We start from the raw sequence: 23,723 nt of genomic DNA, 5'->3' as shown, positions 1-23,723 counted from the left end.
GGGCCGAGTGCGCTGAACAGGCCCGAGGCCCCCGCCCGTTCGGCGACCATGCGGGCATCGGGACATCAGAACGTAGGAGTGCTGTGCGATCGATCTTCGGGGATTCCGCCGCCGACCCGGGAACGGGGACAGCCGCGGAGCGGCTCAGGACCGTCGAACAGTGGCGCTCCTTCCTGGCTGAGTACGGTGCCGACGTTCTGCGGGTGTCGGTCGAGCGCGAGTTGTTCAATGTCAGCGACGAGCAGCGGGCCACCGGATGGCTGGGCTACGAGGGCGCGGACGAGTTGCGGATCGCGGCTCTGGAGGACCGGCTCGGCACCCGGCTCCCGCCCAGCTACCGCTCGTTCCTGGGCGCCTCCGACGGCTGGTTGCGCCTCGGCCCTTTCATGTATGAGATGCGTACGACCGGCGCCGTCGACTGGCTCGACGACGATGACGCCGACATGTACATGGACACCTATGACGATGAGCCGGACGACGCGGGCGAGCGCGTCAGGGCCCCCGTCCTGCTCATCGCGGACGAGGGCGACGCCCAGTGCTGGCTGCTGGACTCCGGGGACGTGTCGCACGACGGGGAGTGGGCCGCGTACACCTGGTCGAGTTGGCAACCGGGTCTGAGCGACCGGTACGGGTCCTTCGCCGAGTTGGTCGCGGCGGAGCGCGACTCGTTCCAGGTACTCAAGGGCTACGAAGGCCGCGCCGTCAATCCAGAGGGTGCCGAGCAGCTGGTGGCCGAGGGCCGCGCGCAGGCCCTGCGGGGCGAGGCCGAGAGGGCGGCGGCCACCTTCGAGCAGGCAGCGGTCAAGGGATCGGGGGCCGGTGCCTACCTGGCTGTCGTACTGGGCGCCTTCCTCGACCTGACCTACGCGCATCACCATGTCCGCAACGGCATCCTCGGGCGCCCGCACGTCATCGAGGCGGTCGGCCTCGAACAGGTACGTGCGGAGGCCGTGCCGCTGTATCTGCGTCGTACGGTGGAGGAGTACGGAGCGGGGACGAATTTCTCGTCGGTGCTCGTGCCCGAGCTCCGTATGTCCGAGGGGAAACCCGTCACGGACTGGATCCCCCACGCCGCCGCGTCCGCCCCGCCGATGCTTCCCGAATCCCCCGTCTTCCAGGCGGCTCTGGACACGGCCCGGACGATCGCCCTGTCCGGCTCCACCGACGAGGCATGGACCGTGATCGAGAGCGCTCTGCCCCACTGGCACTCCGAGTCGCCGCACCGGATAGCCCCGGTCGTGCTCCTTACCGACCCGGCCTTCCGGGAGGTGATCACCGCACCCCGGGCCCGTCTCGTAGTCACGACGCCACGGGGCGAGGTGCACGGGCGGCAACAGTCAGGGTGACGCGGGAGAACTCGTGGTCGTCGCGACGAGACGTCCGTTCTGCGTCGAGCCGACACGGCGTCCTGGAACGACGGTGCCTGCGGCGGCGGACCACCTGCATGACAGCGAGGTGGTCGGCCGGATCGTCGGGCACACCACGGAGCGGGTGCCCCGCCCCGTGCGGTGTCGAATGGACGACGTGCCCCACGTAGCGGCTCCCTGTCTTGCTGTTGCGCCCGACGACCAGAAGCTGAGCCCCGGCGGCCAGAGTCACCAGCATCTCCGCGGCGAATCCCTGTTCGATATATTCGGTCACCGTGATCTCGGGAGAGCGCCGGCGCCACGGCTTCAAGCGGGTGATCAGTTCCTGGCGGAGAACGAGGACCATCATCTGAGTGCCGGAAGTCCGCCTACCCGGACTCGTGCGCGTGAGCCGGAGCGTCAGATCAACGCGCTGCTCCGCGGCACCCCTCCAGGTCGCCCGCTCCGCGACAAGGGCTGCGACTTGACCTCAACCGCACTTGAGTTCCTACGGTCTCCCTATCAGCTGCGCGAAGGAAACAACTCCTGTCCGACGAACCTGAAAGGGGCATCCCATGGGGACTCAACCGACCTCTGACGCCGAACTCGCCGGACAGCCCGCGGCATACTGGACCGGCGTCGCCTACCAGGCACTTATCGAATACACGCGGGCACAGCAGGCCGAAAAGGGTTACACCCAGCCCCAGTTCTGGCTGCTGCGCAACCTGTCGGAGAACGACATCTCACCCGACGGAGAGGGAATGACCATTCCCGAGCTCAGGGAGGCCATGACCTCCTACATCCGGCCAGAGGACGATCTGGCGGCGGAGGCCGAGGTGCTCCTGGCGCGCGGCTGGCTGATCCGGGACGCAGGAGACCGGCTGTGGCTCACCGAGGAGGGCGAAAGGGCTCGCGTCGACCTCGCACGCAACGCGCCCGCGATCCGCGCCACCCTCCACCGGGGCATCGACGACGCGGACTACGTCACGACGGTGAGGGTGCTCCGGCAACTGATCCGCAACACCGGCAAGCCCATCACCTGACCGAGGAGCCACGCAGGCCGCGCCGGCCGAGGCATGGGCGTGTGCGCGCCACGCCCTCTGGCTGCCGGGGCCGGAGGCCGCCGGGTCCAGGTTCGTATGTGCCCTCAGCCCGTCGGGTGGGAACCCGGGGTGTGGCCGAAGGTGCGGCGGAAGACGTCGATGAAGGCGCTGGTGGACGACCAGCCGCACTGATGGGCCACCGCGGTCACCGGCGTCCGTTCGGTCAGGAGGAGCAGTGCGCGGTGGAGACGGAGTTGGGTGCGCCACTGCGGGAAGGTCATGCCGAGGTCACTGTGGAACAGCCGGGACAGGGTGCGGTCGCTCGCCCCGACCTCGCGGCCGAGTTCGGCGAGCGTGCGGCCATCGCCCGGGTCGGCCTGCAAGATGTCGCACATGGCGCGCAGCAGGGGAGCGGTGGGAGAAGGCACATGCAACGGCTGCTGGGGGGATACCCGCAGTTGGTCGAGGAGCACCGCGCGAAGGCGGGCCCGTTCGGGCCCGCCATCGTCCTCGGCGCGCGTGTGAGCGATGATCAGTTCGCGCAGCAGTGGGCTGACAGCCAGCACGGTCGGTGCGTCGAGGCCGAGCGGGTTCTCGGTGGCGGGTAGCCCCACCAGGTGCAGGTCGAGTGCGCCGTAGGCACGGTGCCCGTGCACGGTACCGGCGGGCACCCAGATGGCGCGCGTGCCCGGGGCGACCCAGGATCCCTCGCTGGTCGTGACAGCCAGAACCCCGCGGCCTGCATAGATGATCTGGTGGTCGTCGTGCCGGTGGGCGTCGATCGAGCCGCCTGGCGCCAGCGACTGGGTGCGGGTGGGCGCTACGGGAGCGTGGCGGATTGTCGTTACCATGTGGCAGTTTATCGGAAGCGCGACACGATGTCGGGCTCGGAACATGGCTGGATGCGAAGGAACACATCGATCGTTCTGCTGTCCGTGGGCCACGCCTGTGTCGACGTCTACCAAGGTGCCGTGGCGGCACTGGTGCCGTTCTTCATCGCCGAGCGTGCCTACACCTACGCGGTCGCCTCGGGCATCGTGCTGGCCGCCTCGCTGCTGTCCTCGGTGGTGCAGCCGATGTTCGGCGCGCTCACCGACCGCTGGGCCTTGCCCTGGTTGCTGCCGGTCAGCACGTTGCTCGGCGGCGTCGGGATCGCGCTGAGCGGTCTCAGCGGTTCTTATACGGTCACCCTCGTGTGCGTCGCGATATCAGGGATCGGCGTGGCCGCCTACCACCCCGAGTCCGCCCGCGTCGCCCGCATTGCCAGCGAGGGCAGCCACCGGGCGATGAGCTGGTTCTCCACGGGCGGCAACATCGGCTTCGCCCTGGCCCCGCTCCTGGTCGCCGCGGTGGTGGCCACCGGAGGACTGAGCTGGACGCCCCTGCTGGTGCTGCCGGCTCTCGCCGGTGCCGGGATGTGCCTGCCCGTCGTACGTGCCCTCCAGCAAGGGCGGGCCGGTGGACCCCGACGAGGGTGCCTGCGGGGAGCGACGACACCGCCTCCTTCGTGAAACTGTCACTAGCCGTGGTCTTCCGGTCGATCGCGTTCATCGGTCTGAGCACCTTCATCTCGCTGTACGCTCGCCAGCGCCTGGACGGCAGCACGGCCGCGGGCACCGCGGCTCTGTCCGTGCTCTACCTCGGCGGTGCGATCGGCTCGGTACTCGGCGGGAGCTTGGCCACCCGGTGGGACCGGGTGACGGTCTCACGCCGGTCGTACCTGATCACGGCTGCGGCCGTCGCCGGCGTGGTGTGGGTACCGGGCCCGGCCATCTACCTGTTCGTGGCACTGACCTCGGTCGGCCTGTATGTGCCCTTCTCGCTGCAGGTCACGCTCGGCCAGGACTATCTGCCCTCCCGTGTCGGCACCGCCAGCGGGATCACCCTGGGCCTGACCGTCAGCATCGGCGGCCTGGCCGGCCCTGCCATCGGCAGTCTCGCCGACACCACGTCCCTGCAAACAGCCTTGGCACCTCTCGTCCTGATGCCCGTGATGAGCTGGCTGCTCTTCCGGTCCCTGCCCGAACCGGGCGGGCCGCAACGTCGGACCGCGGCGCCCGCGGAGGGAACCGGCACCGGTGCAGCTCGGCGCCGCTGAGGAACTGGCCCGCCCCCCGCTCGCGTCGCACACCGTGCATCGGTCTGTCGACGAAGCTGTATAGGTCGCCGCGCGGAAATCGTGATCACGAGAACGAGTGCACTGCCGCCCCACCAGCCGGCTGACCTTCCCGTCGGACTGTTGTTCACCATCATCGTCTGCCGGCTCGACCCGGTGCGCCGCCGCCCCTACGCGGCGCGACCCTGCCGGCCGTCGACGCCGCGCACGCCGTACTCGCCAGGATGAGCCGGTCGTCCGCCGCCTGCCCGGCGCCGACCGCGCGCTGCGGAGGGCCGGGAGTCAGGCCACGTGGACGCCCGGGCTTCCCGGCGTGAACGTCGCGACTTGGCCTCGGTCGCAGTGGACGATCCGTTCTCCGATGCCGCGCCGGTCCATCTCGTCCAGGAACGCGGTCAGCGGGGACTTCATCACGCTGTAGTCGTCGTAGTGCACGGGCAGCGCGAACCGTGGGCCCAGCCGCCGGGCCAGTTCCGCACCCTGCCGTCCGTCCATGGTGACCAGCAGTCCACCCGGCAAACGGGTCCCTCCCAGATGGAGGACCGCGACGTCGGTACCGGGGTAACGGCGGCCGATTTCTTCGAGTCCGTCGAAGAGGAGTGTGTCGCCGGAGACATAGACGCGCAGCCGCACCGGGCCGCCCTTCGGGCCGAACTCGAGCATGCTTCCCATGACTCGCGGGAGCAGCCCGCGCAGCGGACCGGTCGCATGACGCCCGGGCATCGCGGTCAGCCGGACCTGATGCCCGCCCTTGACGAGCATGTGGTCCTCCCAGTCCCTCAGCCCCTCTGCGCGGCGGAAGCCCTGGAAGGTGCGCAGCACCCGGGCCGCCTGCGGGGTCGTCAGGACGGGCAACGCCCGGTCGAGGTCTCTGCGAGCCACCCGGTCCCAGTGATCGCCGTGCAGGTGGGACAGGACGACAGCGTCGAGATCGGGGAGCTGGTCGACACTCAGCGCCGGTTCCTTGAGCCGCTTCGTCAGCAGCCCATATCCCAGGTGGGCGTGCTGGCCGCGGTGCAGGAAGTTGGGGTCGGTGAGCAGGGTCAGTGGTCCGTAGCGCACGAGCAGGGTCGCGTTACCGACGAACCGTATCCGCACAGCCTCGTCCTCTGATGGCGTCATGCTGCTGTCCTTTCGCGCAGCCGACGACGCGGCGCAACCGCGACGCCCGGAGTGGCTCAGGCTCAACCGCCGGAAGTCTGTCCTGTGTGCGGGAGCTGGGAGGACTGTGCGGCCTCTGCCTCTGCCTTGGCGTCGCTCACTGCGGCGGCGGCCTGCTTCTCGGCCTCGTCCGTAGCCGTGGCGGCATCGAGCGGGAGTGTCGAGCCCGCGTCGAGCTCCGGGGGCCGGCCCTCGTCCGCCGGGTCGGCGGTGCCGTCGGTGGCGGCTTCGTCAGGCCGGGCCGGGGCGGGACCATCCGCCGTCGACCGGTCACCGAACGCACTGGTGACGGTCCGCACCGCTTCGGTCAACTCACCCGGGATCACCCAGAACGTGTTGTTGTCGCTGCTCGCCAGGTGGGGGAGGGTCTCCAGATACTTGTAGGCCAGGACCTTCGGGTCGGCGTTGTTGCGGTGGACGGCCTGGAATACGTGCTCCACCGCCTTGGCCTCGCCGTCCGCCCGCAGGATCATGGCCTGCTGCGTGCCCTGGGCTTCGAGGATGTCCTTCTGCTTCGTGCCCTCCGCGGTGAGGATCTTGGCCTGGCGCTCCCCTTCGGCGTGCAGGATGGCCGCGCGCTTGTCGCGCTCGGCCCGCATCTGCTTCTCCATCGCTTCCTTGATGGTGTTCGGCGGATCAATGGCCTTGATCTCGACGCGGTTGACCCGGATGCCCCACTTGCCGGTGGCGTCGTCGAGGACGGCGCGGAGCCGGGCGTTGATCTCCTCACGCGAGGTGAGGGTTCCCTCCAGGTCCATGCTGCCGATGACGTTCCGCAGTGTGGTCACGGTGAGCTGATCGATCGCGTGCAGATAGTCGGCGACCTCGTAGGCCGCCGATCGCGGATCAGTGATCTGGTAGTAGAGCACGGTGTCGATGTTCACCACGAGGTTGTCCTCGGTGATCACCGGCTTGGGCTCGGACGAGTAGACCTGCTCGCGCACGTCGAGTTTGGAGTTGACGCGGTCCGCCACCGGCAGGACCAGGTTCAGGCCGGGCTGGAGTGTTCTGCGGTACCGGCCGAACCGCTCGATGTTGTAACGGCGCGCCTGCGGCACGATCCGTACGGTGGCAGCCACCAGGAAGATGACGACAATGGCCGCCACGAGGATGGGTATGACAACTGGGTCCATCGCCGCCTGCCTCGTGTTGCTCTGCGTTCAGCCGGTCAGGGAAGGAGTTCGCGGGGGTAGACGATGGCTGTGGCGCCTTCGATCTCCATGACATGTACCAGCGCTCCCACCGGGATCACCTGGCTCTCGTCGAGGGCGCGGGCGGACCATTCCTCGCCGGACAGTTTGACCAGGCCGTGGGTTGCGGTCACTTCCTGCACGACCTCGGCCCGCTTGCCGATCAGTGCGTCACTGCCCTCGCGCGTGACGGGTTGCCGCGCCATGTGCCGCAGCGCGATGGGACGGACCATGACGAGGCCTGCCGCCGCTGCCGCCCCCAGCGCTATGAGCTGGCCGAACAGGCCGACACCCGTACCGGCGACCACGGCGGCAACCAGCGCGGCGCCCGCCAGCAGCCCGAGGACCAGCGTCAGGGTGAAGAACTCTGCGGCACCCAGTGCCGCAGCGGCGAGCAGCCATACGAACCACGGCATCGTCCCGCCCTCCTTCGAGGGGCCTTCCCTACCAAGCTACCCCCCGGGGCGCCCGGCCGACCTGCCGTGGCGATGCGGCTACGGGCGGTCACCGGAGGGCGGCACTGCCGGAGGCGGTGGGGCGGAGGCGGTGGGGCGGAGGTGAGGGCTGCTTCCCCGCCACCCGGTGCACCGGGCTCGGTCACTTCCGATCAGCGCCCTGGACGAGCTGAGGGGGCCGTTCACCGGCCCCCGGCGCGTGGTCGGTACGCCGGCAGTCATGGCTGCCGGAAGCGGCCCATCTCTGCCGTGAACTGTGCCGGATCAGCGTCGAACCCGCGGATCACCTGCTGGAACGTCCATGCTCCGGAAGTGCCCCGTACGAACTCCGCGACCGTTGCCGCGCAGGCTTCACCGACCTGAGAAAAGTCGTCCTTGAGGAGCTCCTCGTACCCCTCGACGACCAGAACTCCGGCGTTCGAGATGTCGGCGAACACCTTGCGGCCGTTGTTCTGGTGGATCGCCACACCCACGACGACCCGGGTGAAGGAGGGAGCGAGACGATCGAGCTCGAAGGTCATCTCCTCGACGTAACCGAGACCTTGCCCCGTCTGGCTGTGCCGACTCATGTTGATGGTGCCGTCCGGCGAGCGGCTGTCGAAGTGGACGACGTAAGCAGGCGGTCCGTAAGCGGCGTCTTCCGAGTAGGTGGTGGCGATGATGTCCAGATGCTGAGGTGACTCGTTCCACGGGCTCGGGTCCCACTTGAGCCGTACCGTGGCCTTCCTCACCGCCCGGCTTTCGCTGCTCATCCTGCGGCTGCCTCTCCGGTCGGTCCACTCCAGTGAGTGACCGGGTAAGTATGACTGACCGCAGCCTAGTTGACCTGCGGAACAGCCGGACCGGTGCACTGACCGACCGCCGTGCTCCAGTCGGCCACCCATGGGAAACGGGCGTTACGCCTCGAACGGCGCCGTGGCCGGCAGAAGTTACGGATCCGAGCCGCTGCCTTCACCGCTGCGGAGCAGCGGACGGGCCCGCGCCCGGTGCGCACGGAGGCGCAAGGGGAACGCGGACCCGTCAGAGCCCGGCCGTGCCGGCAGGTCAGACCGCGGACTTCTTCGGGCGCTCGTCTTCCGTGCTCACCGAGGGCTTGCCCGCCTTCCGGTCCCGCACGTACGCCAGGAAGGTGTTGAGTTCGCGCTTCACGACCGGAGCGAGGAGGTACAGGCCGATGATGTTGATGACGGCGAGGGTGAAGAGGACCGCGTCGGCCAGGTCGATCAGGGTCTGCAGGGTCAGCAGTGATCCCGCGACGGCGAACACGGTGTAGAGGACCTTGAAGGTCAGCTCGCTGGCCCGGCTGCGGCCGAACAGGTACGTCCACGACTTGAGGCCGTAGTAGCCCCAGGTCAGCACGGTGGAGACGGCGAAGAGCAGCACCGCGACGGTGAGGACGTACGGGAACCACGGCAGGACCGTCTCGAAGGCGTCGGAGGTGATGGTGACGCCACCGATGTCCTCGCCGCCTCGGGCCTCCGCCCAGCTGGCCGGGTTGGCGATGACGATGGTCAGGGCGGTCATCGTGCAGATGACGACGGTGTCGATGAATGGTTCCAGCAGCGCGACCAGGCCCTCGCTGGCGGGGTGCTTGGTCTTGACCGCGGAGTGCGCGATCGGGGCGGAGCCGAGGCCGGCCTCGTTGGAGAAGGCGGCTCGTTTGAAGCCGATGATCAGTGCGCCGAGCACACCGCCGGCAACACCCTCGGGGTCGAACGCGCCCTTGACGATGGTGGCCACGGCGTCCGGTACGGCGGTGACGTTGACCAGGATGACGACCAGGCACGCGACGATGTAGATACCGGCCATGGCCGGGACGAGCCTGCTGGTGACGTTGGCGATGGAGCGGATGCCGCCGAGGAGCACGATGCCGACGAGTGCGGCGACCAGGATGCCGAAGAGCAGGGCTCCGGCGGAGGACCCCAGCGCGCCGTCCTCGCCACCGGTGACCGAGACCAGTTGTGCGTAGGACTGGTTGACCTGGAAGAGGTTGCCGCCGAAGAGGCCGAAGAAAAGGATCATGAAGGAGGCGAGGACCGCGAGGACCTTGCCGAGCGCCTTGCCGTTCTTGCCGAAGCGTTCGGCGAGGCCCTTGGGGAGGTAGTGCATGGGGCCGCCGGAGACGGTGCCGTCCGCGTGCACCTCGCGGTATTTCACGCCGAGAGTGACCTCGACGAACTTGGTGGCCATGCCGAGGAGGCCGCACAGGACCATCCAGAAGGTGGCTCCCGGGCCGCCGATGGAGACGGCGACGGCCACACCGGCGATGTTGCCGAGGCCGACGGTGCCGGAGACGGCGGCGGTCAGAGCCTGGAAGTGGTTCACCTCGCCGGCAGACCCCTCCTCGTCGTACTTGCCCCTGACCACGTCCACGGCGAGTCTGAACTTGCGGAACTGGATGAAACCGAACCAGCCGGTGAAGACCAGGCCGGCGACGACGAGCCAGGCGACGATGAGAGGCAGGTCGGTCCCGCCCACGGGAACGGCGTAGAAGACCACCTCCCCCAGCCACTTGGCTATGGGCTCGAAGAATCCGCTGACCGCTTCATCGACGGACTGTGTGACTGAGTCGAGTGACAAGGTGACTACCTCGTTGGCACGGGGACGGCAAGCAGGCGTTGTCGCCGGATGGGTGTTCTCTGATCGAACGTCGTTGTCCGGTATGCGGCCGATGGCGTGTGGCACGGCTTCGTACGGTTGCCACGTCGGGGCCGAGTGCGGGTGGGGGGCCTGCCTCCGCAGCACGGTCCTCGGTGGATCCACCTGCGGAGTTGCGATTTTCTACCACGTCTTTACCGAACCTTGGGTGACGCATCTCACGTCACGGCTGGTGTGCGGAGGAAGTCCCAGCCAGCGAGACGGGACCGTTATTCGCATGCAGGGACGTGTGCTGCTTGCACTTATCTGTGGGGCCGGCGGGGTGACCGGCGTGCGGAGCACCGTGTCCGCGGATCGGTGCGTCGCTCCTCCGGTCCTGCCGACGCGTCACCGGCGCTGGTTCCGCCCGTTCCGGCTTCCAGTCTTATTTAGATCGTGCAAAGATTGCACAATCTAATGGTTGGGAAGCGGCGCGCCGTGGTCCGACCTGGCTTCCCGTCCGGACCGAGTGATCTCCGAGAGGCAGCGTGATGGCGCCAGAGAGGCGGCGGGCGGTTTCCGGTCGCCCAGGGCTTCCGCGAGGGTGGCGGCGGCGCGTGGCGCGTCTGCCTCTCGTCCTCTTCCGGGTCGGGCTGGGCCCGGTCCTGGGGCGGCGGGTGCTGTTGTTGCATCACAAGGGCCGCAGGACCGGTTTCGACCGGACCGTCGCTCTGGAGGTCGTCGCGTACGACCGGGAGAACGGCAGCTGGACCCTGGCGTCCGGGTTCGGGCCGACGGCCGATTGGTATCAGAATCTGGGCAGGGCGCCCCAAACCACAGTTCAGGTCGGCAACCGGCACTACGCCGTCACGGCCCATTCCCTCTCGGCGGCGGAAGGGGCCGAGGTCATGGCCCGATACGCGCTTGCCCGACCGCGCACCGCCCGCCGTCTCTCTTCGATGATGGGCTTCGAGGTCGACGGGACCCCGGGGTCCTTCCGGCGCGTGGGGCGTGAGATTCCCTTCGTGCGGCTGGATGCGGGGCCTGGTCAACGACTGCCCTGAGGCAAGACATCGAGTGGCTGGATCCCAGTGGGGGAGTGAATGAACGATTCGGGCGACCAGGAAGACTCGTCCGTGCCGAACGCGGTGTGGCGGAAGTTCGCCGAGGACAACGAGGCAGCGATACGCCTGTCCGCCCCCCGGGAGCCTTCCGCTCTCGAGCGAGCAGCGGAACTCCCCGGCGGCGCGTGGAGCGGTGTGCACCCCGCACCGGTCGACGGACCCGCCGAGTGGGTCGGCGAGAGCTACGACGTTCCCCGACCGCAGCAGGCGTGGCGGGAGATGAGTGGAAGGGAGCGGTGGCGCTACCTGGCTCAGGCACTCCTTGTGGTCATTGTCATGACAGCAGCCCTGTTGACAGTCTCCAGGGGGACGCCTGTGCCGGACGACGATGACAGCCGACGGGGAGACGTCGTGTCGCAGGAGCAGGAGCAGGAGCAGGAGCAGGAGCAGGAGTGTTGCCGGCGTCCGAGTACGCCGTCGGCCTCGCTCGGCTGACCGGTTGCCGGCCGGCCCCGGCGCACGGGGGAAGGTCGCACAGGCTGACTGCGGAATCGCCCGGCGGAAGTGCCGCAGCAACTCCCGCGTGCACCGGACCGGAGGTGAGACACGGGCTGGTACGGCGAAGCTGGTGAGCGCGGTAGAAAGGGAACATGGCTGAGCGAGACGCCCCGGTCGAGGGCACGTTTGATGTGGACGCCGTGACCCGTGCGGTGCTGACGGCGTCACGGCTTCTCGTCGCGGTGTCGGCACGCTCGCTCGCCGAGGTCGAGGACCGCGTGACACTGCCGCAGTTCCGGATGCTCGTAGTCCTGGACACGCGTGGTGCGACCAAGCTCGTCACCCTCGCGCACCTGCTGGGTGTGGCCCCCTCGACAGCGATGCGGATGGTGGACCGGCTCATCGCGGCCCGGCTCGCCGACCGGCAGGTCAACCAGGTCAACCGCCGTGAGACGCTGCTCCAGCTCACCGACGAGGGCCGCCGTACGGTCGAGGACGTGACGACACGGCGGCAACAGGAGATCGCCGCGATCGTCGAGCGCCTCGACCCCGTCCAGCGCCTCGCCCTCGTCAGCGCTCTGACCGCCTTCAACGAGGCGGGCGGGGAACCGGCCGTGCCGACGCGCGACGACAGCGCTCCGCACCCCCTGGGGTGGGCGGACCTGGCGACGGGGCACGGCGCCTGAACATCGTCGTGGGCGGCGAAGTGCCGGCGTCGGCCGGCACGGTCCGCGGCGCCCCAGCCGATCCGGGAAGGGAGAGGAACCCGCTTGCACGTGAGTGGCCGCGGCCGTAGGGCTGCTCCGGATCACGGTCTCGCGGCCCATCTCAGGTCGGCTCTGTGGGGTCCGGCGGAGTTCGTCGGTGTTCCGGGGGCAGGCATTCTGGGGCATGGTCTGGCGGTCGGCCTCCTCAGCGGCATTCTGGTCACCGGCACGGGGGCCATGGGCATGTGGGCCGGTCCCGTGTTCCTCCGTAGCGGTGAGGCCGGTCTGGTGCTCGTCGCCGCGCTGGTGCTGTATCTGACCGCTCTGCGGGCCGGGCGCATCCTCGTCGGACTCGTCGGCGTGCTGGGCACGTGTCTCGCCTTCGCGGCACCTCAGACCGCCGCCGGCCTCGCGATGGCCGACCGCGGACAGGTGCAGTCCGCTCATGTCACGTCGGTCGAGAGCAGTGGGCACCACCAGCGTCGCTTCCTGTGCGAAGTGGACCCTGACGGGCCCGGGGCGTCCCCGCGTATGAAGATCTGGCGGGGCTGCACCGGCTCCACCGATCCGGGGGACGTGCTCCAGGTGCTGTACGACCCCACGGGCCGCGTGCCGGTCCGGGGCATGGCGCAGCCGGGCGAACAGGCAGCGTCCGAAGCACGGTTGGCCACTCTCGCGTTGCTGTTCGCCGGAGGGGCGACGCTGGCGGTCGTGCGCTCCTTCCGCTTCACGCTGCCGTGAAGGCCGGTCCCGGCTGATCACCGTGCCGCCGAGGTCCTTCAGCTGAGGGCGGCCCGGATGCCCGCTGCCTCCGGCATCCGGGCGGAAGCGCTTCACCCCTGGTCAGGTGCGGTCCCCTTCACGCCGGCGCAGCCGGGCTTGCAAAGTTCGGGTGACAGGCCGTTGACAAACTGGTCACGTGATAGAAACCTGTGCCCTGCCGCTTGCAAAAGATGAACTGAATCACTCAACAAATTGATGTTCGAGTGCTTGGTTCGCCATGTACCGCCCATGTCCGCCCAAAGCGGCTAAGTGTCCACGCTGCGCACCGGCCCCTATGACCGCCCGTCACGGACGCACCGCTGTCCGGGGCCGGGCGGCACGGCGAGTGCTGGTTCGCCCAGGAAACGAATCAAGAGGGCCCCATGACAGGAAGACGACACGGCCGGCGCATGTTCGCCGGCCTGGTGACCGGCGGGCTGCTGTCGGTCGGGCTGCTGCCCCAGACAGCCCACGCGGCAGTGGAGGGGCCGAACCTGGCGCTCGGGAAACCGGCGACAGCCAGCGGGCAGAACGGCTCCTATGTCCCCGCCAACGTCACCGACGGCATCCAGGCTTCGTACTGGGAAGGCCCCGCCGGCTCGTTCCCCCAGTGGGTGCAGATCGATCTCGGAGCCACCGCCGATGTCGACGACGTGGTGCTGAAACTCCCCGCTTCCTGGGAGTCGCGCACCGAGACCCTGAGTGTGCGGGGCAGCACCGACGGCAGGGACTTCAGCACCCTGGCCACGAGTTCGGTGAAGTCCTTCTCTCCTTCCTCCGGCAACACCGTGACAGTCGACGTCACCGGGGAAGCCCGGTATCTGCGGGTCCAGGTCAGCGGCAACACCGGATGGAACGCCGCTCAGCTCTCCGAGGTGGAGGTCCACGGCGAGGCGGGCGGGGAAGACCCCACCTCCCCGCCGACGGGGACCAACCTGGCCCTGCACAAAGCCATCGAGGCCTCGTCGACCACGCAGAACTACGTCGCGGGCAACGCCAACGACGGCAGCACCTCCACCTACTGGGAGGCCGCGGGCCCGGACTCGACGCTGACCGCGAAGCTCGGAGCCGACGCCGACGTCACCGGTGTCGTCATCAAGCTGAACCCTGACGCCGCCTGGAGCAGCAGGACCCAGAGCGTCGAGGTGCTGGGGCGGAAGGCCGGCGAGTCCGGCTTCACTTCCCTGAAGGCACGGGCCGACTACGCCTTCAGCCCCTCGGGCAACAAGAACACCGTGACCGTCCCGGTCACCGGCCGCGCCGCCGACATACGGCTGCGGTTCTTCGGCAACACCGGCGCCGCCGGGGGACAGGTCGCCGAGTTCGAGGTCGTCGGCGATGCCGCGCCGGCTCCCGACCTGATGGTCACCGATCTGACCTGGCCCGCCGGCTCCCCGTCCGAGAAGGACGACATCACCGTCGAGGCGACCGTCCGCAACGCCGGGACCACCGCCGCGTCCGCCACCACGGTGGACGTCAGCCTGGAAGGCCAGGTCGCGGGCAGCGGCGACGTCGGCACTCTCGCCCCGGGCGCGTCGGTGAAGGTGCCGGTCGAGGCCGGCAAGCGGGCCGCGGGCAGTTACACCGTGTCCGCGGTGGTCGACCCGGCCGACACCGTCGCCGAGCTCGACAACAGCAACAACAGCCGCAACGCCGCCGACGAACTGGTCGTCGTACGGGCCCCGGGGCCGGACCTTCAGGTCACGGGCATCACCACCAGCCCGGCGAGCCCGGCTCCGGGCACCGAGGTGACGTTCGCCGTGTCCGTGCGCAACAGCGGCACCAGCGCCGTGCCGGCCGGATCGGTCACCCGGCTCACGGTCGGCGGGACCACTCTGAACGGCACCACCGCCAGCATCCCCGCCGGGGGCTCGGCCACGGTCGCCATCAGCGGCGCGTGGACCGCCACGGGTGGTGGTGCCTCACTCACCGCGACCGCCGACGCGACCGCCGTCGTCGACGAGACCAACGAGGACAACAACACCTTCGCCCGCTCCCTGGTCGTGGGACGTGGCGCCGCCGTGCCCTACACCGAGTACGAGGCGGAGGACGCGCGCTACGACGGCACGCTGCTGAAGTCGGACGCCAAGCGCACGTTCGGCCACACCAACTTCGCCACCGAGTCCTCCGGCCGGGAGTCCGTCCGGCTCAACTCCACGGGTGAGTACGTGGAGTTCACGTCCACCACCCCCTCGAACTCCATCGTGGTACGCAACTCGATCCCGGACGCGGCGGGCGGCGGCGGCCAGGAGGCCACGCTCAGCCTCTACGCCGACGGGACGTTCGTCCGCAAGCTGGACCTCTCTTCCAAGCACAGCTGGCTGTACGGCTCGACCGACGACCCGGAGGGACTGACCAACCGGCCCGGCGGCGACGCCCGGCGCCTCTTCGACGAGTCCCACGCCCTGCTCGAGGAGACCTACCCGGTCGGGACCGAGTTCCGTCTCCAGCGCGACGCCGGTGACGACGCGGCCTTCTACATCGTGGATCTGATCGACCTGGAGCAGGTCGCGGCCCCCGCCGCCAAACCTGACCAGTGCGCCTCCATCACCGCGTACGGTGCCGTCCCCAACGACGGACTCGACGACGCGGACGCCATCCAGCGCGCCGTCACGGCGGACCAGGAGGGTGAGATCCCCTGCGTGTGGATACCCGCCGGCCAGTGGCGCCAGGAGAAGAAGATCCTCACCGACGACCCGCAGAACCGCGGTCAGTACAACCAGGTGGGCATCCGGGACGTCACCATCCGCGGAGCCGGCATGTGGCACTCCCAGCTCTACTCCCTCACCCCGCCCCACGAGGCCGGTGGCATCAACCACCCTCACGAGGGCAACTTCGGCTTCGACATCGACGACAACACCAAGATCTCCGACATCGCCGTCTTCGGCTCCGGAACCATCCGGGGCGGTGACGGCAACGCGGAGGGCGGTGTCGCGCTGAACGGCCGCTTCGGCGAGGACACCAAGATCACGAACGTGTGGATCGAGCACGCGAACGTCGCTGCCTGGGTCGGGCGCGACTACTCGAACATCCCCGAGCTGTGGGGCCCCGGCGACGGCGTCGAGTTCGACGGCGTACGGATCCGCAACACCTACGCCGACGGGGTCAACTTCTCCAACGGCACGCGCAACTCGACCGTGTCGAACTCCTCCTTCCGTAACACCGGTGACGACGCGCTCGCCGTCTGGGCCAACAAGTACGTCAAGGACACCGCGGTCGACATCGGCCACGACAACCACTTCCGCAACAACACGATCCAGCTGCCCTGGCGCGCGAACGGCATCGCGGTCTACGGCGGTCACGGCAACACCATCGAGAACAACCTGATCTCCGACACCATGAACTACCCGGGGATCATGCTGGCCACGGACCACGACCCGCTGCCCTTCTCGGGCAAGACCCTCATCGCCAACAACGGCCTGTACCGCACGGGCGGCGCGTTCTGGAACGAGGACCAGGAGTTCGGCGCCATCACGCTGTTCGCCCAGGGGCCCGACATCCCCGGTGTCACCATCCGTGACACCGACATCCACGACTCGACCTACGACGGCATCCAGTTCAAGACCGGCGGCGGCACGGTGCCCGGCGTCGCGATCGAGAACGTGACCATAGACAACTCGGTCAACGGGTCCGGGATCCTCGCGATGGGCGGCGCGCGCGGCAGCGCGGACCTGAACGACGTGACCATCACCAACTCGGCGCAGGGCGACGTCCTGGTCGAGCCCGGCTCCCAGTTCGTGATCAACGGCGTACCGAACGCGAACTCCGCGGCGTCGGGGGAGAAGGGGGCGCGTGACTGATCCGATCTCCTCGGGGGTGGCCGGTGCACCCGGTCACCCCTTCGGGGTGTGCGCGTCTTCCGGCCGCCATTCCGCGTGGAGGACACAGGGCGGGCGGCCATCCCCGGACCGTCGTGAGCACGCGCGACGCAAGAGTTTGCGGTCCTTGCGATAGTCTTGCGTGCATGACGCGACGACTTGCTCAGGTAGCGAAGAAGGTTGGGGTCAGTGAAGCCACGGTCAGCCGGGTGCTCAACGGCAAGGCCGGGGTCTCGGAAGCGACCCGGCAGACGGTCCTGACCGCGCTGGACGTGCTGGGCTACGAGCGTCCGACCCAGCTGCGTGGAGAGCGTGCCCGGCTGGTGGGCCTCGTCCTGCCGGAGCTGCAGAACCCGATCTTTCCGGCGTTCGCCGAGGTGATCGGCGGTGCGCTGGCGCAGCAGGGGCTCACCCCGGTGCTGTGCACCCAGACCAAGGGAGGGGTCTCCGAAGCGGATTACGTGGACCTGTTGCTGCAGCAGCAGGTCTCCGGCGTGGTCTTCGTCGGAGGCTTCTTCGCCCAGGCCGACGCCCCGCACGAGCACTACCGGCTCCTCGCGGAGCGCAAGATCCCGGTGGTCCTGATGAACGCGGCGATCGAGGGCCTCGACTTCCCCTGTGTGGCCTGTGACGACGAGGTGGCGGTGGAACAGGCCTGGCGACACCTGGTGTCGCTGGGGCACGACCGGATCGGACTGGTGCTGGGTCCCGCCGATCACCTGCCGTCGCAGCGCCGTCTGCGCGCCGCGGTGAAGGCCGCCGGCGGGTCGCCGGCCGACGAGTTCGTGGCGCGCTCGATCTTTTCGCTCGAGGGCGGCCAGGCGGCCGCTTCACGGCTGCTGGACCAGGGTGTGACGGGGATCGTGTGCGCGAGTGATCCCCTGGCCCTGGGTGCCGTGCGGGCCGCGCGCCGACGAGGGCTCCGGGTGCCCGAGGACGTCTCGGTGGTCGGTTACGACGACTCCGCCTTCATGACGTGCACCGAGCCGCCGCTGACCACCGTGCGCCAGCCGATCGAGGCCATGGGGCGCGCCGCCGTGGAGCTTCTGGTGACCCAGATCCAGGGCAGTGCCGTCCCTCAGGCGGAACTCCTCTTCGAGCCCGAGCTCGTCGTCCGCGCCTCGACGGCCCAGGCGGCCGACCTGCGTGCCGGGGTCTCGCCCCGAGTGGCCGAGGCCGCCACCGCGTAGGCCTGGCAGGGCACTTGAGGCCGTCTGCCTCCCCCTTAACACTGCACTGTCAATCAATTACGAAATTAGAAAGAGATATTGCGTTCACCTGGTCGCGGTGGTTGAGTGAGCGGCGCCCCACAACGCATCGGCGGTGGGGCGCCTTCCACGTTCATGCCCGAAGGGGTCCACCCATGAGAAGTGCCCAGATGCGTCGTGCCCGCAGTGTCGGCGCCATGACTCTCGTTTCCGCGTTCGCGCTGACCACCCTGGCTGCCTGCGGTACGAGCAGCAGCAGCGACGACGACACCGGATCCAAGAACAGTGGTTCCTCGGACCCCGCGGCTCCGCTCGACCCGAAGACCAAGGTCACGCTCACCATCGACTGCATGCCGCCGACGGCGAAGGCGGCCGAGCTGAAGGAGTGGAAGGAGGACGTCAAGGAGTTCAACAAGACGTACCCCAACGTCACGATCGAGGGCCGCTCCACGCCCGGCCAGTGTCTGGAGCCGCCGCGTTTCACCGCCATGCTGAAGGCCAAGTCCCAGCCCGACGTCTTCTACACCTACTTCACCGACCTCCCCCAGGTCCTGGACAACGACGGCGCCGAGGACATCACCGCGTACGTCAGCGACAAGACCGTTCCCGCCCTGGCGGACATCGACCCGAACGTCCTCAACTCCCTGAAGCAGGACGGCAAGCTCTACGGCCTGCCCACCAGCAACTACACGATGGGCCTGCTGATCAACCGCAAGCTCTTCGAGAAGGCCGGCCTCGACCCCGACGCCCCGCCGCGCACCTGGGAAGAGGTCAGGGCCGCGGCCGAGAAGATCGCCGGCCTCGGCGAGGGCATCGCCGGGTTCGGTGAGTACAGCGCGGGCAACACGGGCGGCTGGCACTTCACCGCGCAGATGTACAGCCTCGGCGGCGACGTCGTCGACGCGAGCGGCAAGAAGGCCGCCTTCAACGACGAGACCGGCAAGCAGGTCGCGAAGAACCTCCACGCCATGCGCTGGGAGGACGACAGCATGGGCAAGACCCAGCTGCTCAAGTGGGGCGACCTTCAGAAGCAGATCGCCACCGACAAGCTCGGCATGTTCCTCGCGGCCCCCGACGACATCGCCTACATGGTGCAGCAACTCGGCGCCCAGTACGAGAACTTCGGCATGGGGCCGATTCCGGGCGGGAATAACACCCTGGCCGGCGGCAACAACTACATGGTCAAGAAGGGGATCTCCGGCGACAAGATCAAGGCCGCGATCGCCTGGCTGAACTACAAGAACCTCACCGTCGGCAAGGGACAGTTCGACTGGGCCCGCACCAAGGCCGACAAGCTGCCCGTCGGCATTCCGCAGCCCAACTTCTGGCTGGGCGAGTCCAAGGTCAAGGACGACGCCGCCCGGGTCGAGCACGCCACCATGCCCGTGGAGAACTTCAAGACCTTCATGGACAACCCCGTCAACGGCAAGGCCGAGCCGCCGAAGGCGCAGGAGGTCTACAAAGTTCTGGACAACGTCATGTCCAGCATCCTCACCAACAAGGACGCCGACGTCGACAAGCTCCTCGACACCGCCGAGAGCCAGGTCAACCAGGTCCTCGCCACGCAGTGACGCCGCCGCGGCGGGGGCGGACGGAACCGCCCGGCCCCGCCGTGATCCACCGGCACCTGCACGGATCCGCGCCGGCGCACCGCCGCGAGCGGGAACGACACCAGCAGTCCGTACCAAGGAGCATCGATGTCGGCCCCCGGCCTGACCACAAGCAAGGCGGCCAGCCCCCGCCACACCCCGCGCCGCCCGGCGGGTCCCGTGCCGTCCGGCGGCGGCTTCGCCAAGAACCTGCGACGCAACCTCACCGCCCATGGCTTCCTCATCGGCGCGCTGATCTGCTTCGCGCTGTTCTCCTGGTATCCGATGGTCCGCGAGTTCCTCCTCGCCTTCCAGAAGACCGAGGGCGGCGAGGTCAGCTGGGTGGGTCTGGACAACCTGAACACGGTGGTCAACGACCCCGCGTTCTGGCAGGCGTGGCGCAACACCCTGCTCTACACGGCCCTCGCGCTCGTCCTGGGCTTCGTCGTGCCCTTCGTCGTCGCCATCGTGATCAACGAGTTCCGGCACGGCAAGGGCTACCTCAGGCTGCTCGTCTACCTCCCCGTGATGCTGCCCCCGGTCGCCTCGGTGCTCCTGTTCAAATACCTGTACGACCCCGGGTACGGGCTGCTCAACGAACTGTTCGGCTTCCTGGGGCTGCCCGCACAGCAGTGGCTGCAGGACCCCGACACCTCCATGCTGTCGGTCGTCGTCGCCTCCACCTGGATGAACATGGGCGGTGCGGCACTGATCTACCTCGCCGCGCTCCAGGGCATCCCGGGCGAGCTGTACGAGGCGGCCGAGCTCGACGGCGCGGGTGTGCTCCGCAAGATCTGGCACGTCACGATCCCCCAGACGCGGCTGATCCTCTCGCTGATGCTGCTGATGCAGATCATCGCCACCATGCAGGTCTTCGTCGAGCCCTTCCTGCTGACAGGCGGCGCCGGGCCCGAGGGTTCCACCACCACGGTCGTCTACCTCATCTACCAGTACGCCTTCAACTTCAACAACTACGGCGCCGCGGCAGCCCTGGGTCTGCTCCTGCTCGTGCTCCTCGCCGGATTCTCGGCGGCGTACGTCAAGCTCAGCCGTTCCGAGGACGAGTAGGACCGGGAGATCCGACATGTCTACACGCACGCTCATTTCGCCGGCCCAACTCGCCAGGCCTCGTGGCAGAGCGGTCTACTGGGTGGCCTTCGCCGTGGTCGTCGGGTGCTTCACCCTCGTGTTCCTCGGACCGTTGTACTGGCTGGTGTCCAGTGGGTTCAAGGACGCCCAGGAGGTCATCCAGAGCCCGCCCACCCTCGTCCCCGGCTCTTTCGAGCCCGACAACTACACCCGGGCCTGGGAGGTCATGGACCTGGCCAGGCTGCTGTTCAACACCCTTTACTACGCGTTCGGCGCGCTGGCCTTCCAGCTCGTGTTCGACGTGGCCGCCGCCTACTCGCTCTCCAAGCTCCGCCCGGTCTTCGGCAAGGCGATCCTGGGCATGATGCTGGCCACGCTGATGATCCCCGCGACGGTGCTCGTCGTCCCCCAGTACCTCACCGTGCTCGACGTCCCGATCGTGGAGCGGAACCTGCTCAACACGCCCTGGGCGATCTGGCTGCCGTCGGTGACGAACGCCTTCAACATCTTCCTGCTGAAGCGGTTCTTCGACTCTATCCCGCAGGAACTCCTGGACGCCGCGTCCATGGACGGCGCGAGCCCCATGCGCACCCTGCGCTCGATCGTCCTGCCCATCTCCAGGCCGATCCTCGGAGTCGTGTCCATCTTCGCGATCGTCGGAGTCTGGAAGGACTTCCTCTGGCCGATGCTCACCCTCCCCGACCCGGCGATGCAGACCCTCAACGTCGGCATCTACTCCCTGTCGAACGGCGTCCCCGTGAACGTGCTGATCGCCGCCCTCACGATCGCCTCGCTCCCCACGCTACTGATCTTCCTCATCTTCCAGCGCAACATCATGAGCGGCCTGACCGCCGGCGGGCTCAAGGGCTGAGACCCAGCGGGCCGCGTCGACGGCCACCCGTACGCACCTCCCCAGACTTCGCCGCCGGCACGTCCCGACGCCCCGCTGTCCGTGCCGGCGGCGAGGACCCACCCTGCCCGAAAGGACCACAACGTGGCAGCCCCCCTCCCGCCCCGCTCCGACGACTGGTGGCGCGACGCCGTCATCTACCAGATATATCCGCGCAGTTTCGCCGACGGCGACGGTGACGGCACCGGAGACCTCGCGGGCGTCCGGGCGAAACTGCCCTACCTCGCCGAGCTGGGTGTCGACGCGGTCTGGTTCACGCCCTGGTACGCGTCGCCACTGGTCGACGGCGGCTACGACGTCGCCGACTACCGCACCATCGACCCCGCCTTCGGCACTCTGGCGGAGGCGGAGAAACTGATCTCCGAGGCCCGCGACCTCGGCATCCGCACCATCGTCGACATCGTGCCCAACCACGTCTCCGACCAGCATGCCTGGTTCCGGGCGGCCCTCGCCGCCGGACCCGGCAGCGCGGAGCGGGAGCGCTTCCACTTCCGGCCGGGCCGCGGCCCGCAGGGCGAACTGCCCCCCAACGACTGGCCCTCCCAGTTCTCCGGCACCACATGGACCCGGGTCCCCGACGGGGAGTGGTACCTGCACCTGTTCACTCCGGAGCAGCCCGACCTCAACTGGGCGAACCCCGAGGTCCGCCACGAGCACGAGGACGTACTCCGTTTCTGGTTCGAGCGGGGTGTCTCGGGCGTACGCATCGACTCCGCGGCGCTGCTCGCCAAGGCGCCGGGCCTGCCCGACTTCGTGGAGGGGGCGGACCCCCATCCGTACATCGACCAGGACGAGCTGCACGACATCTACCGCGCGTGGCGGGCGATCGCCGACGAGTACGACGGGGTCTTCGTGGGCGAGGTCTGGCTGCCCGACTCCGAACGCTTCGCCCGCTACCTGCGACCCGACGAACTGCACACCGCCTTCAACTTCAACTTCCTGTCCTGCCCGTGGGACGCCGCCTGCCTGCGCCGCGCCATCGAGGACACACTGGCCGAGCACGCCCCCGTCGGCGCACCCGCCACCTGGGTCCTGTGCAACCACGACGTGACTCGGACCGTGACCCGCTACGGGCGTGCGGACACGGGCTTCGACTTCGCCACCAAGGTCTTCGGCACCCCGACCGACCTCGCACTCGGCACCCGCCGGAGCCGGGCCGCCGCCCTGCTCACGCTGGCCCTGCCGGGCTCGGTCTACCTCTATCAGGGCGAGGAACTGGGCCTGCCCGAAGCGGACATCCCGCACGGCCGCATCCAGGACCCCATGCACTTCCGGTCCGGGGGCACGGACCCGGGCCGTGACGGATGCCGGGTACCCATGCCATGGGCGGCTGACGAGCCCCACTACGGCTTCGGTACCGAGGCGGAGCCCTGGCTGCCACAGCCCGACGACTGGTCGGGATACGCCGTCGACCGCCAGACCGCCGAACCCGGCTCGATGCTCACCCTCTACCGCGACGCCCTGCGCCTGAGGCGTTCCGAGACCGGATTCGGCGACGGGTCCATGAGCTGGCTCCCCGCGCCTGAGGGTGTGCTGTCCTTCGCGCGGCCGGACGGCCTCGTCTGCGTGGTCAACCTCTCCGCCGGAGCGGTCGGCCTGCCGGCCCACCACACCCGACTCCTGAGCAGCGGACCGCTCGACGACGAGGGACGGCTGCCCCAGGACACCGCGGTCTGGCTGCGCGTGCGGTGAGTCATCCGGTGCGCCGGGCGACCGAGTCGGACGCGGAGGCGCCGGCCGCGATCGACGTGGTCGCCGTCGCGGGTGACGCCGAGCGGCGGACGAGCATCGCAAGGTGGTGCCGACCGGGTCAGGCGCTCGTGGCGCAGGACGCGAACCGCCCGCTCGGCTACTGCGTCCTGGAGTACACGTTCTTCGGCCAGGGCTTCGTCCCGATGCTGACGGTGACTCCGCCGGCGCGCCGCGGAGGGGTCGGACACCGGTTGCCGGCCGCCGCGGCGGCCCGGTGTACGACCCCGAAACTGTTCACCTCGGCCCACGTCTCCGACGTGCCGATGCAGCGGTTGCTCCGGGGAGCCGGCTGGGACCCCGTGGGTCTTCTCCACGGGCTCGACGAGGGGGACCCCGAGCTCTTCCACCTTCACCGGCCGAGGGCAGACCGGCCTGCCCTCCGACGCGTCCCGGTCGTCTCACCCCGCATGCGCTGCGAGGGGCGAGCGGTGTGCGGGA

19 protein-coding genes and 1 pseudogene are annotated in these 23,723 nt (G+C 68.9%); 13 read left to right on the top strand and 7 right to left on the bottom strand.

What is annotated here, in order from left to right; translation table 11 throughout:
• Positions 1–83: 83 nt before the first annotated feature.
• The gene (locus ACZ32T_RS03410) at positions 84–1,346 is read left to right on the top strand and encodes an SMI1/KNR4 family protein (RefSeq protein ID WP_467365122.1); all 1,263 of its coding nucleotides are present in this window, start codon (positions 84–86) and stop codon (positions 1,344–1,346) included.
• Here ACZ32T_RS03410 and ACZ32T_RS03405 read toward each other — a convergent pair.
• The gene (locus tag ACZ32T_RS03405) at positions 1,300–1,713 is read right to left on the bottom strand and encodes an adenine nucleotide alpha hydrolase family protein (protein ID WP_467365120.1); all 414 of its coding nucleotides are present in this window, start codon (positions 1,711–1,713) and stop codon (positions 1,300–1,302) included. The two genes, ACZ32T_RS03410 and ACZ32T_RS03405, sit on opposite strands and share 47 nt — an antisense overlap.
• A gap of 208 nt (positions 1,714–1,921) precedes the next feature.
• Between ACZ32T_RS03405 and ACZ32T_RS03400 the strand changes: the two genes are divergently transcribed.
• A complete protein-coding gene (locus ACZ32T_RS03400) occupies positions 1,922–2,389 on the top strand; it encodes a MarR family transcriptional regulator (RefSeq protein ID WP_467365118.1) in 468 nt (155 codons plus the stop codon).
• Between the two features lie 104 nt (positions 2,390–2,493).
• Here the strand turns inward: ACZ32T_RS03400 and ACZ32T_RS03395 are convergent, their stop codons facing one another.
• A complete protein-coding gene (locus tag ACZ32T_RS03395; RefSeq protein WP_467365116.1) occupies positions 2,494–3,285 on the bottom strand; it encodes an AraC family transcriptional regulator in 792 nt (263 codons plus the stop codon).
• A gap of 6 nt (positions 3,286–3,291) precedes the next feature.
• On the opposite strand from ACZ32T_RS03395, the pseudogene ACZ32T_RS03390 reads away from it, so the two are divergent.
• Positions 3,292–4,487 (top strand): annotated as a pseudogene (locus tag ACZ32T_RS03390) (MFS transporter).
• Positions 4,488–4,787: 300 nt separating this feature from the next.
• Here ACZ32T_RS03390 and ACZ32T_RS03385 read toward each other — a convergent pair.
• The 5 genes from ACZ32T_RS03385 to ACZ32T_RS03365 all read right to left on the bottom strand — a co-directional run bounded on the left by ACZ32T_RS03385 (position 4,788) and on the right by ACZ32T_RS03365 (position 9,891).
• On the bottom strand, positions 4,788–5,627 hold the full coding sequence (locus ACZ32T_RS03385; RefSeq protein ID WP_467365114.1) for an MBL fold metallo-hydrolase: 840 nt from the start codon (positions 5,625–5,627) through the stop codon (positions 4,788–4,790).
• A gap of 62 nt (positions 5,628–5,689) precedes the next feature.
• The gene (locus ACZ32T_RS03380) at positions 5,690–6,799 is read right to left on the bottom strand and encodes an SPFH domain-containing protein (RefSeq protein WP_467262462.1); all 1,110 of its coding nucleotides are present in this window, start codon (positions 6,797–6,799) and stop codon (positions 5,690–5,692) included.
• Positions 6,800–6,834: 35 nt separating this feature from the next.
• Entirely contained in the window at positions 6,835–7,272 is a 438-nt protein-coding gene (locus ACZ32T_RS03375; protein ID WP_467365112.1) for an NfeD family protein, read from the bottom strand.
• Between the two features lie 257 nt (positions 7,273–7,529).
• Positions 7,530–8,063, bottom strand: coding sequence for a TerD family protein (locus ACZ32T_RS03370; RefSeq protein ID WP_467262458.1), 534 nt, complete (start codon positions 8,061–8,063; stop codon positions 7,530–7,532).
• A gap of 292 nt (positions 8,064–8,355) precedes the next feature.
• On the bottom strand, positions 8,356–9,891 hold the full coding sequence (locus ACZ32T_RS03365; RefSeq protein ID WP_467262456.1) for an alanine/glycine:cation symporter family protein: 1,536 nt from the start codon (positions 9,889–9,891) through the stop codon (positions 8,356–8,358).
• A gap of 548 nt (positions 9,892–10,439) precedes the next feature.
• Here ACZ32T_RS03365 and ACZ32T_RS03360 point away from each other — a divergent pair.
• The 10 genes from ACZ32T_RS03360 (at position 10,440) to ACZ32T_RS03315 (ending at position 23,225) form a co-directional block, all read left to right on the top strand.
• Positions 10,440–10,952 carry a nitroreductase family deazaflavin-dependent oxidoreductase gene (locus ACZ32T_RS03360; protein WP_467365110.1) on the top strand — a complete coding sequence of 171 codons (513 nt, stop codon included), beginning with the start codon at positions 10,440–10,442 and terminating at the stop codon, positions 10,950–10,952.
• A 39-nt stretch (positions 10,953–10,991) separates the two neighbouring features.
• Complete coding sequence (locus ACZ32T_RS03355) at positions 10,992–11,447, top strand: hypothetical protein (protein WP_467365108.1); 456 nt, start codon at positions 10,992–10,994, stop codon at positions 11,445–11,447.
• 155 nt (positions 11,448–11,602) lie between these two features.
• Positions 11,603–12,136, top strand: coding sequence for a MarR family winged helix-turn-helix transcriptional regulator (locus ACZ32T_RS03350; protein WP_467262452.1), 534 nt, complete (start codon positions 11,603–11,605; stop codon positions 12,134–12,136).
• Positions 12,137–12,226: 90 nt separating this feature from the next.
• Positions 12,227–12,898, top strand: coding sequence for a hypothetical protein (locus ACZ32T_RS03345; protein WP_467365105.1), 672 nt, complete (start codon positions 12,227–12,229; stop codon positions 12,896–12,898).
• 404 nt (positions 12,899–13,302) lie between these two features.
• Positions 13,303–16,719: a CARDB domain-containing protein gene (locus ACZ32T_RS03340; protein ID WP_467365103.1), complete on the top strand. Its 3,417-nt coding sequence runs from the start codon at positions 13,303–13,305 to the stop codon at positions 16,717–16,719.
• Positions 16,720–16,883: 164 nt separating this feature from the next.
• The gene (locus ACZ32T_RS03335; protein WP_467262446.1) at positions 16,884–17,927 is read left to right on the top strand and encodes a LacI family DNA-binding transcriptional regulator; all 1,044 of its coding nucleotides are present in this window, start codon (positions 16,884–16,886) and stop codon (positions 17,925–17,927) included.
• A gap of 173 nt (positions 17,928–18,100) precedes the next feature.
• Entirely contained in the window at positions 18,101–19,516 is a 1,416-nt protein-coding gene (locus ACZ32T_RS03330) for an extracellular solute-binding protein (protein WP_467365101.1), read from the top strand.
• A 126-nt stretch (positions 19,517–19,642) separates the two neighbouring features.
• A complete protein-coding gene (locus tag ACZ32T_RS03325; RefSeq protein WP_467262443.1) occupies positions 19,643–20,602 on the top strand; it encodes a carbohydrate ABC transporter permease in 960 nt (319 codons plus the stop codon).
• 16 nt (positions 20,603–20,618) lie between these two features.
• Positions 20,619–21,494: a carbohydrate ABC transporter permease gene (locus ACZ32T_RS03320; RefSeq protein ID WP_467262442.1), complete on the top strand. Its 876-nt coding sequence runs from the start codon at positions 20,619–20,621 to the stop codon at positions 21,492–21,494.
• Between the two features lie 123 nt (positions 21,495–21,617).
• Positions 21,618–23,225, top strand: coding sequence for a glycoside hydrolase family 13 protein (locus tag ACZ32T_RS03315; RefSeq protein WP_467262440.1), 1,608 nt, complete (start codon positions 21,618–21,620; stop codon positions 23,223–23,225).
• Positions 23,226–23,723 lie beyond the last annotated feature (498 nt).

The organism is Streptomyces sp. NPDC023573, assembly GCF_055559735.1.
The sequence above is the reverse complement of the archived record's forward strand: the minus strand, read 5'-3'. Positions and strand labels throughout refer to the sequence as shown.

What these genes read in the sequence shown, in the direction of transcription:
- ACZ32T_RS03370 (WP_467262458.1), bottom strand. Translation starts at nt 8,063, where the DNA reads ATGAGCAGCGAAAGCCGGGCGGTGAGGAAGGCCACGGTACGGCTCAAG.
- ACZ32T_RS03325 (WP_467262443.1), top strand. Translation starts at nt 19,643, where the DNA reads ATGTCGGCCCCCGGCCTGACCACAAGCAAGGCGGCCAGCCCCCGCCAC.
- ACZ32T_RS03380 (WP_467262462.1), bottom strand. Translation starts at nt 6,799, where the DNA reads ATGGACCCAGTTGTCATACCCATCCTCGTGGCGGCCATTGTCGTCATC.
- ACZ32T_RS03360 (WP_467365110.1), top strand. Translation starts at nt 10,440, where the DNA reads ATGGCGCCAGAGAGGCGGCGGGCGGTTTCCGGTCGCCCAGGGCTTCCG.
- ACZ32T_RS03350 (WP_467262452.1), top strand. Translation starts at nt 11,603, where the DNA reads ATGGCTGAGCGAGACGCCCCGGTCGAGGGCACGTTTGATGTGGACGCC.
- ACZ32T_RS03395 (WP_467365116.1), bottom strand. Translation starts at nt 3,285, where the DNA reads ATGTTCCGAGCCCGACATCGTGTCGCGCTTCCGATAAACTGCCACATG.
- ACZ32T_RS03355 (WP_467365108.1), top strand. Translation starts at nt 10,992, where the DNA reads ATGAACGATTCGGGCGACCAGGAAGACTCGTCCGTGCCGAACGCGGTG.
- ACZ32T_RS03340 (WP_467365103.1), top strand. Translation starts at nt 13,303, where the DNA reads ATGACAGGAAGACGACACGGCCGGCGCATGTTCGCCGGCCTGGTGACC.
- ACZ32T_RS03385 (WP_467365114.1), bottom strand. Translation starts at nt 5,627, where the DNA reads ATGACGCCATCAGAGGACGAGGCTGTGCGGATACGGTTCGTCGGTAAC.
- ACZ32T_RS03330 (WP_467365101.1), top strand. Translation starts at nt 18,101, where the DNA reads ATGAGAAGTGCCCAGATGCGTCGTGCCCGCAGTGTCGGCGCCATGACT.
- ACZ32T_RS03335 (WP_467262446.1), top strand. Translation starts at nt 16,884, where the DNA reads ATGACGCGACGACTTGCTCAGGTAGCGAAGAAGGTTGGGGTCAGTGAA.
- ACZ32T_RS03405 (WP_467365120.1), bottom strand. Translation starts at nt 1,713, where the DNA reads ATGGTCCTCGTTCTCCGCCAGGAACTGATCACCCGCTTGAAGCCGTGG.
- ACZ32T_RS03375 (WP_467365112.1), bottom strand. Translation starts at nt 7,272, where the DNA reads ATGCCGTGGTTCGTATGGCTGCTCGCCGCTGCGGCACTGGGTGCCGCA.
- ACZ32T_RS03400 (WP_467365118.1), top strand. Translation starts at nt 1,922, where the DNA reads ATGGGGACTCAACCGACCTCTGACGCCGAACTCGCCGGACAGCCCGCG.
- ACZ32T_RS03320 (WP_467262442.1), top strand. Translation starts at nt 20,619, where the DNA reads ATGTCTACACGCACGCTCATTTCGCCGGCCCAACTCGCCAGGCCTCGT.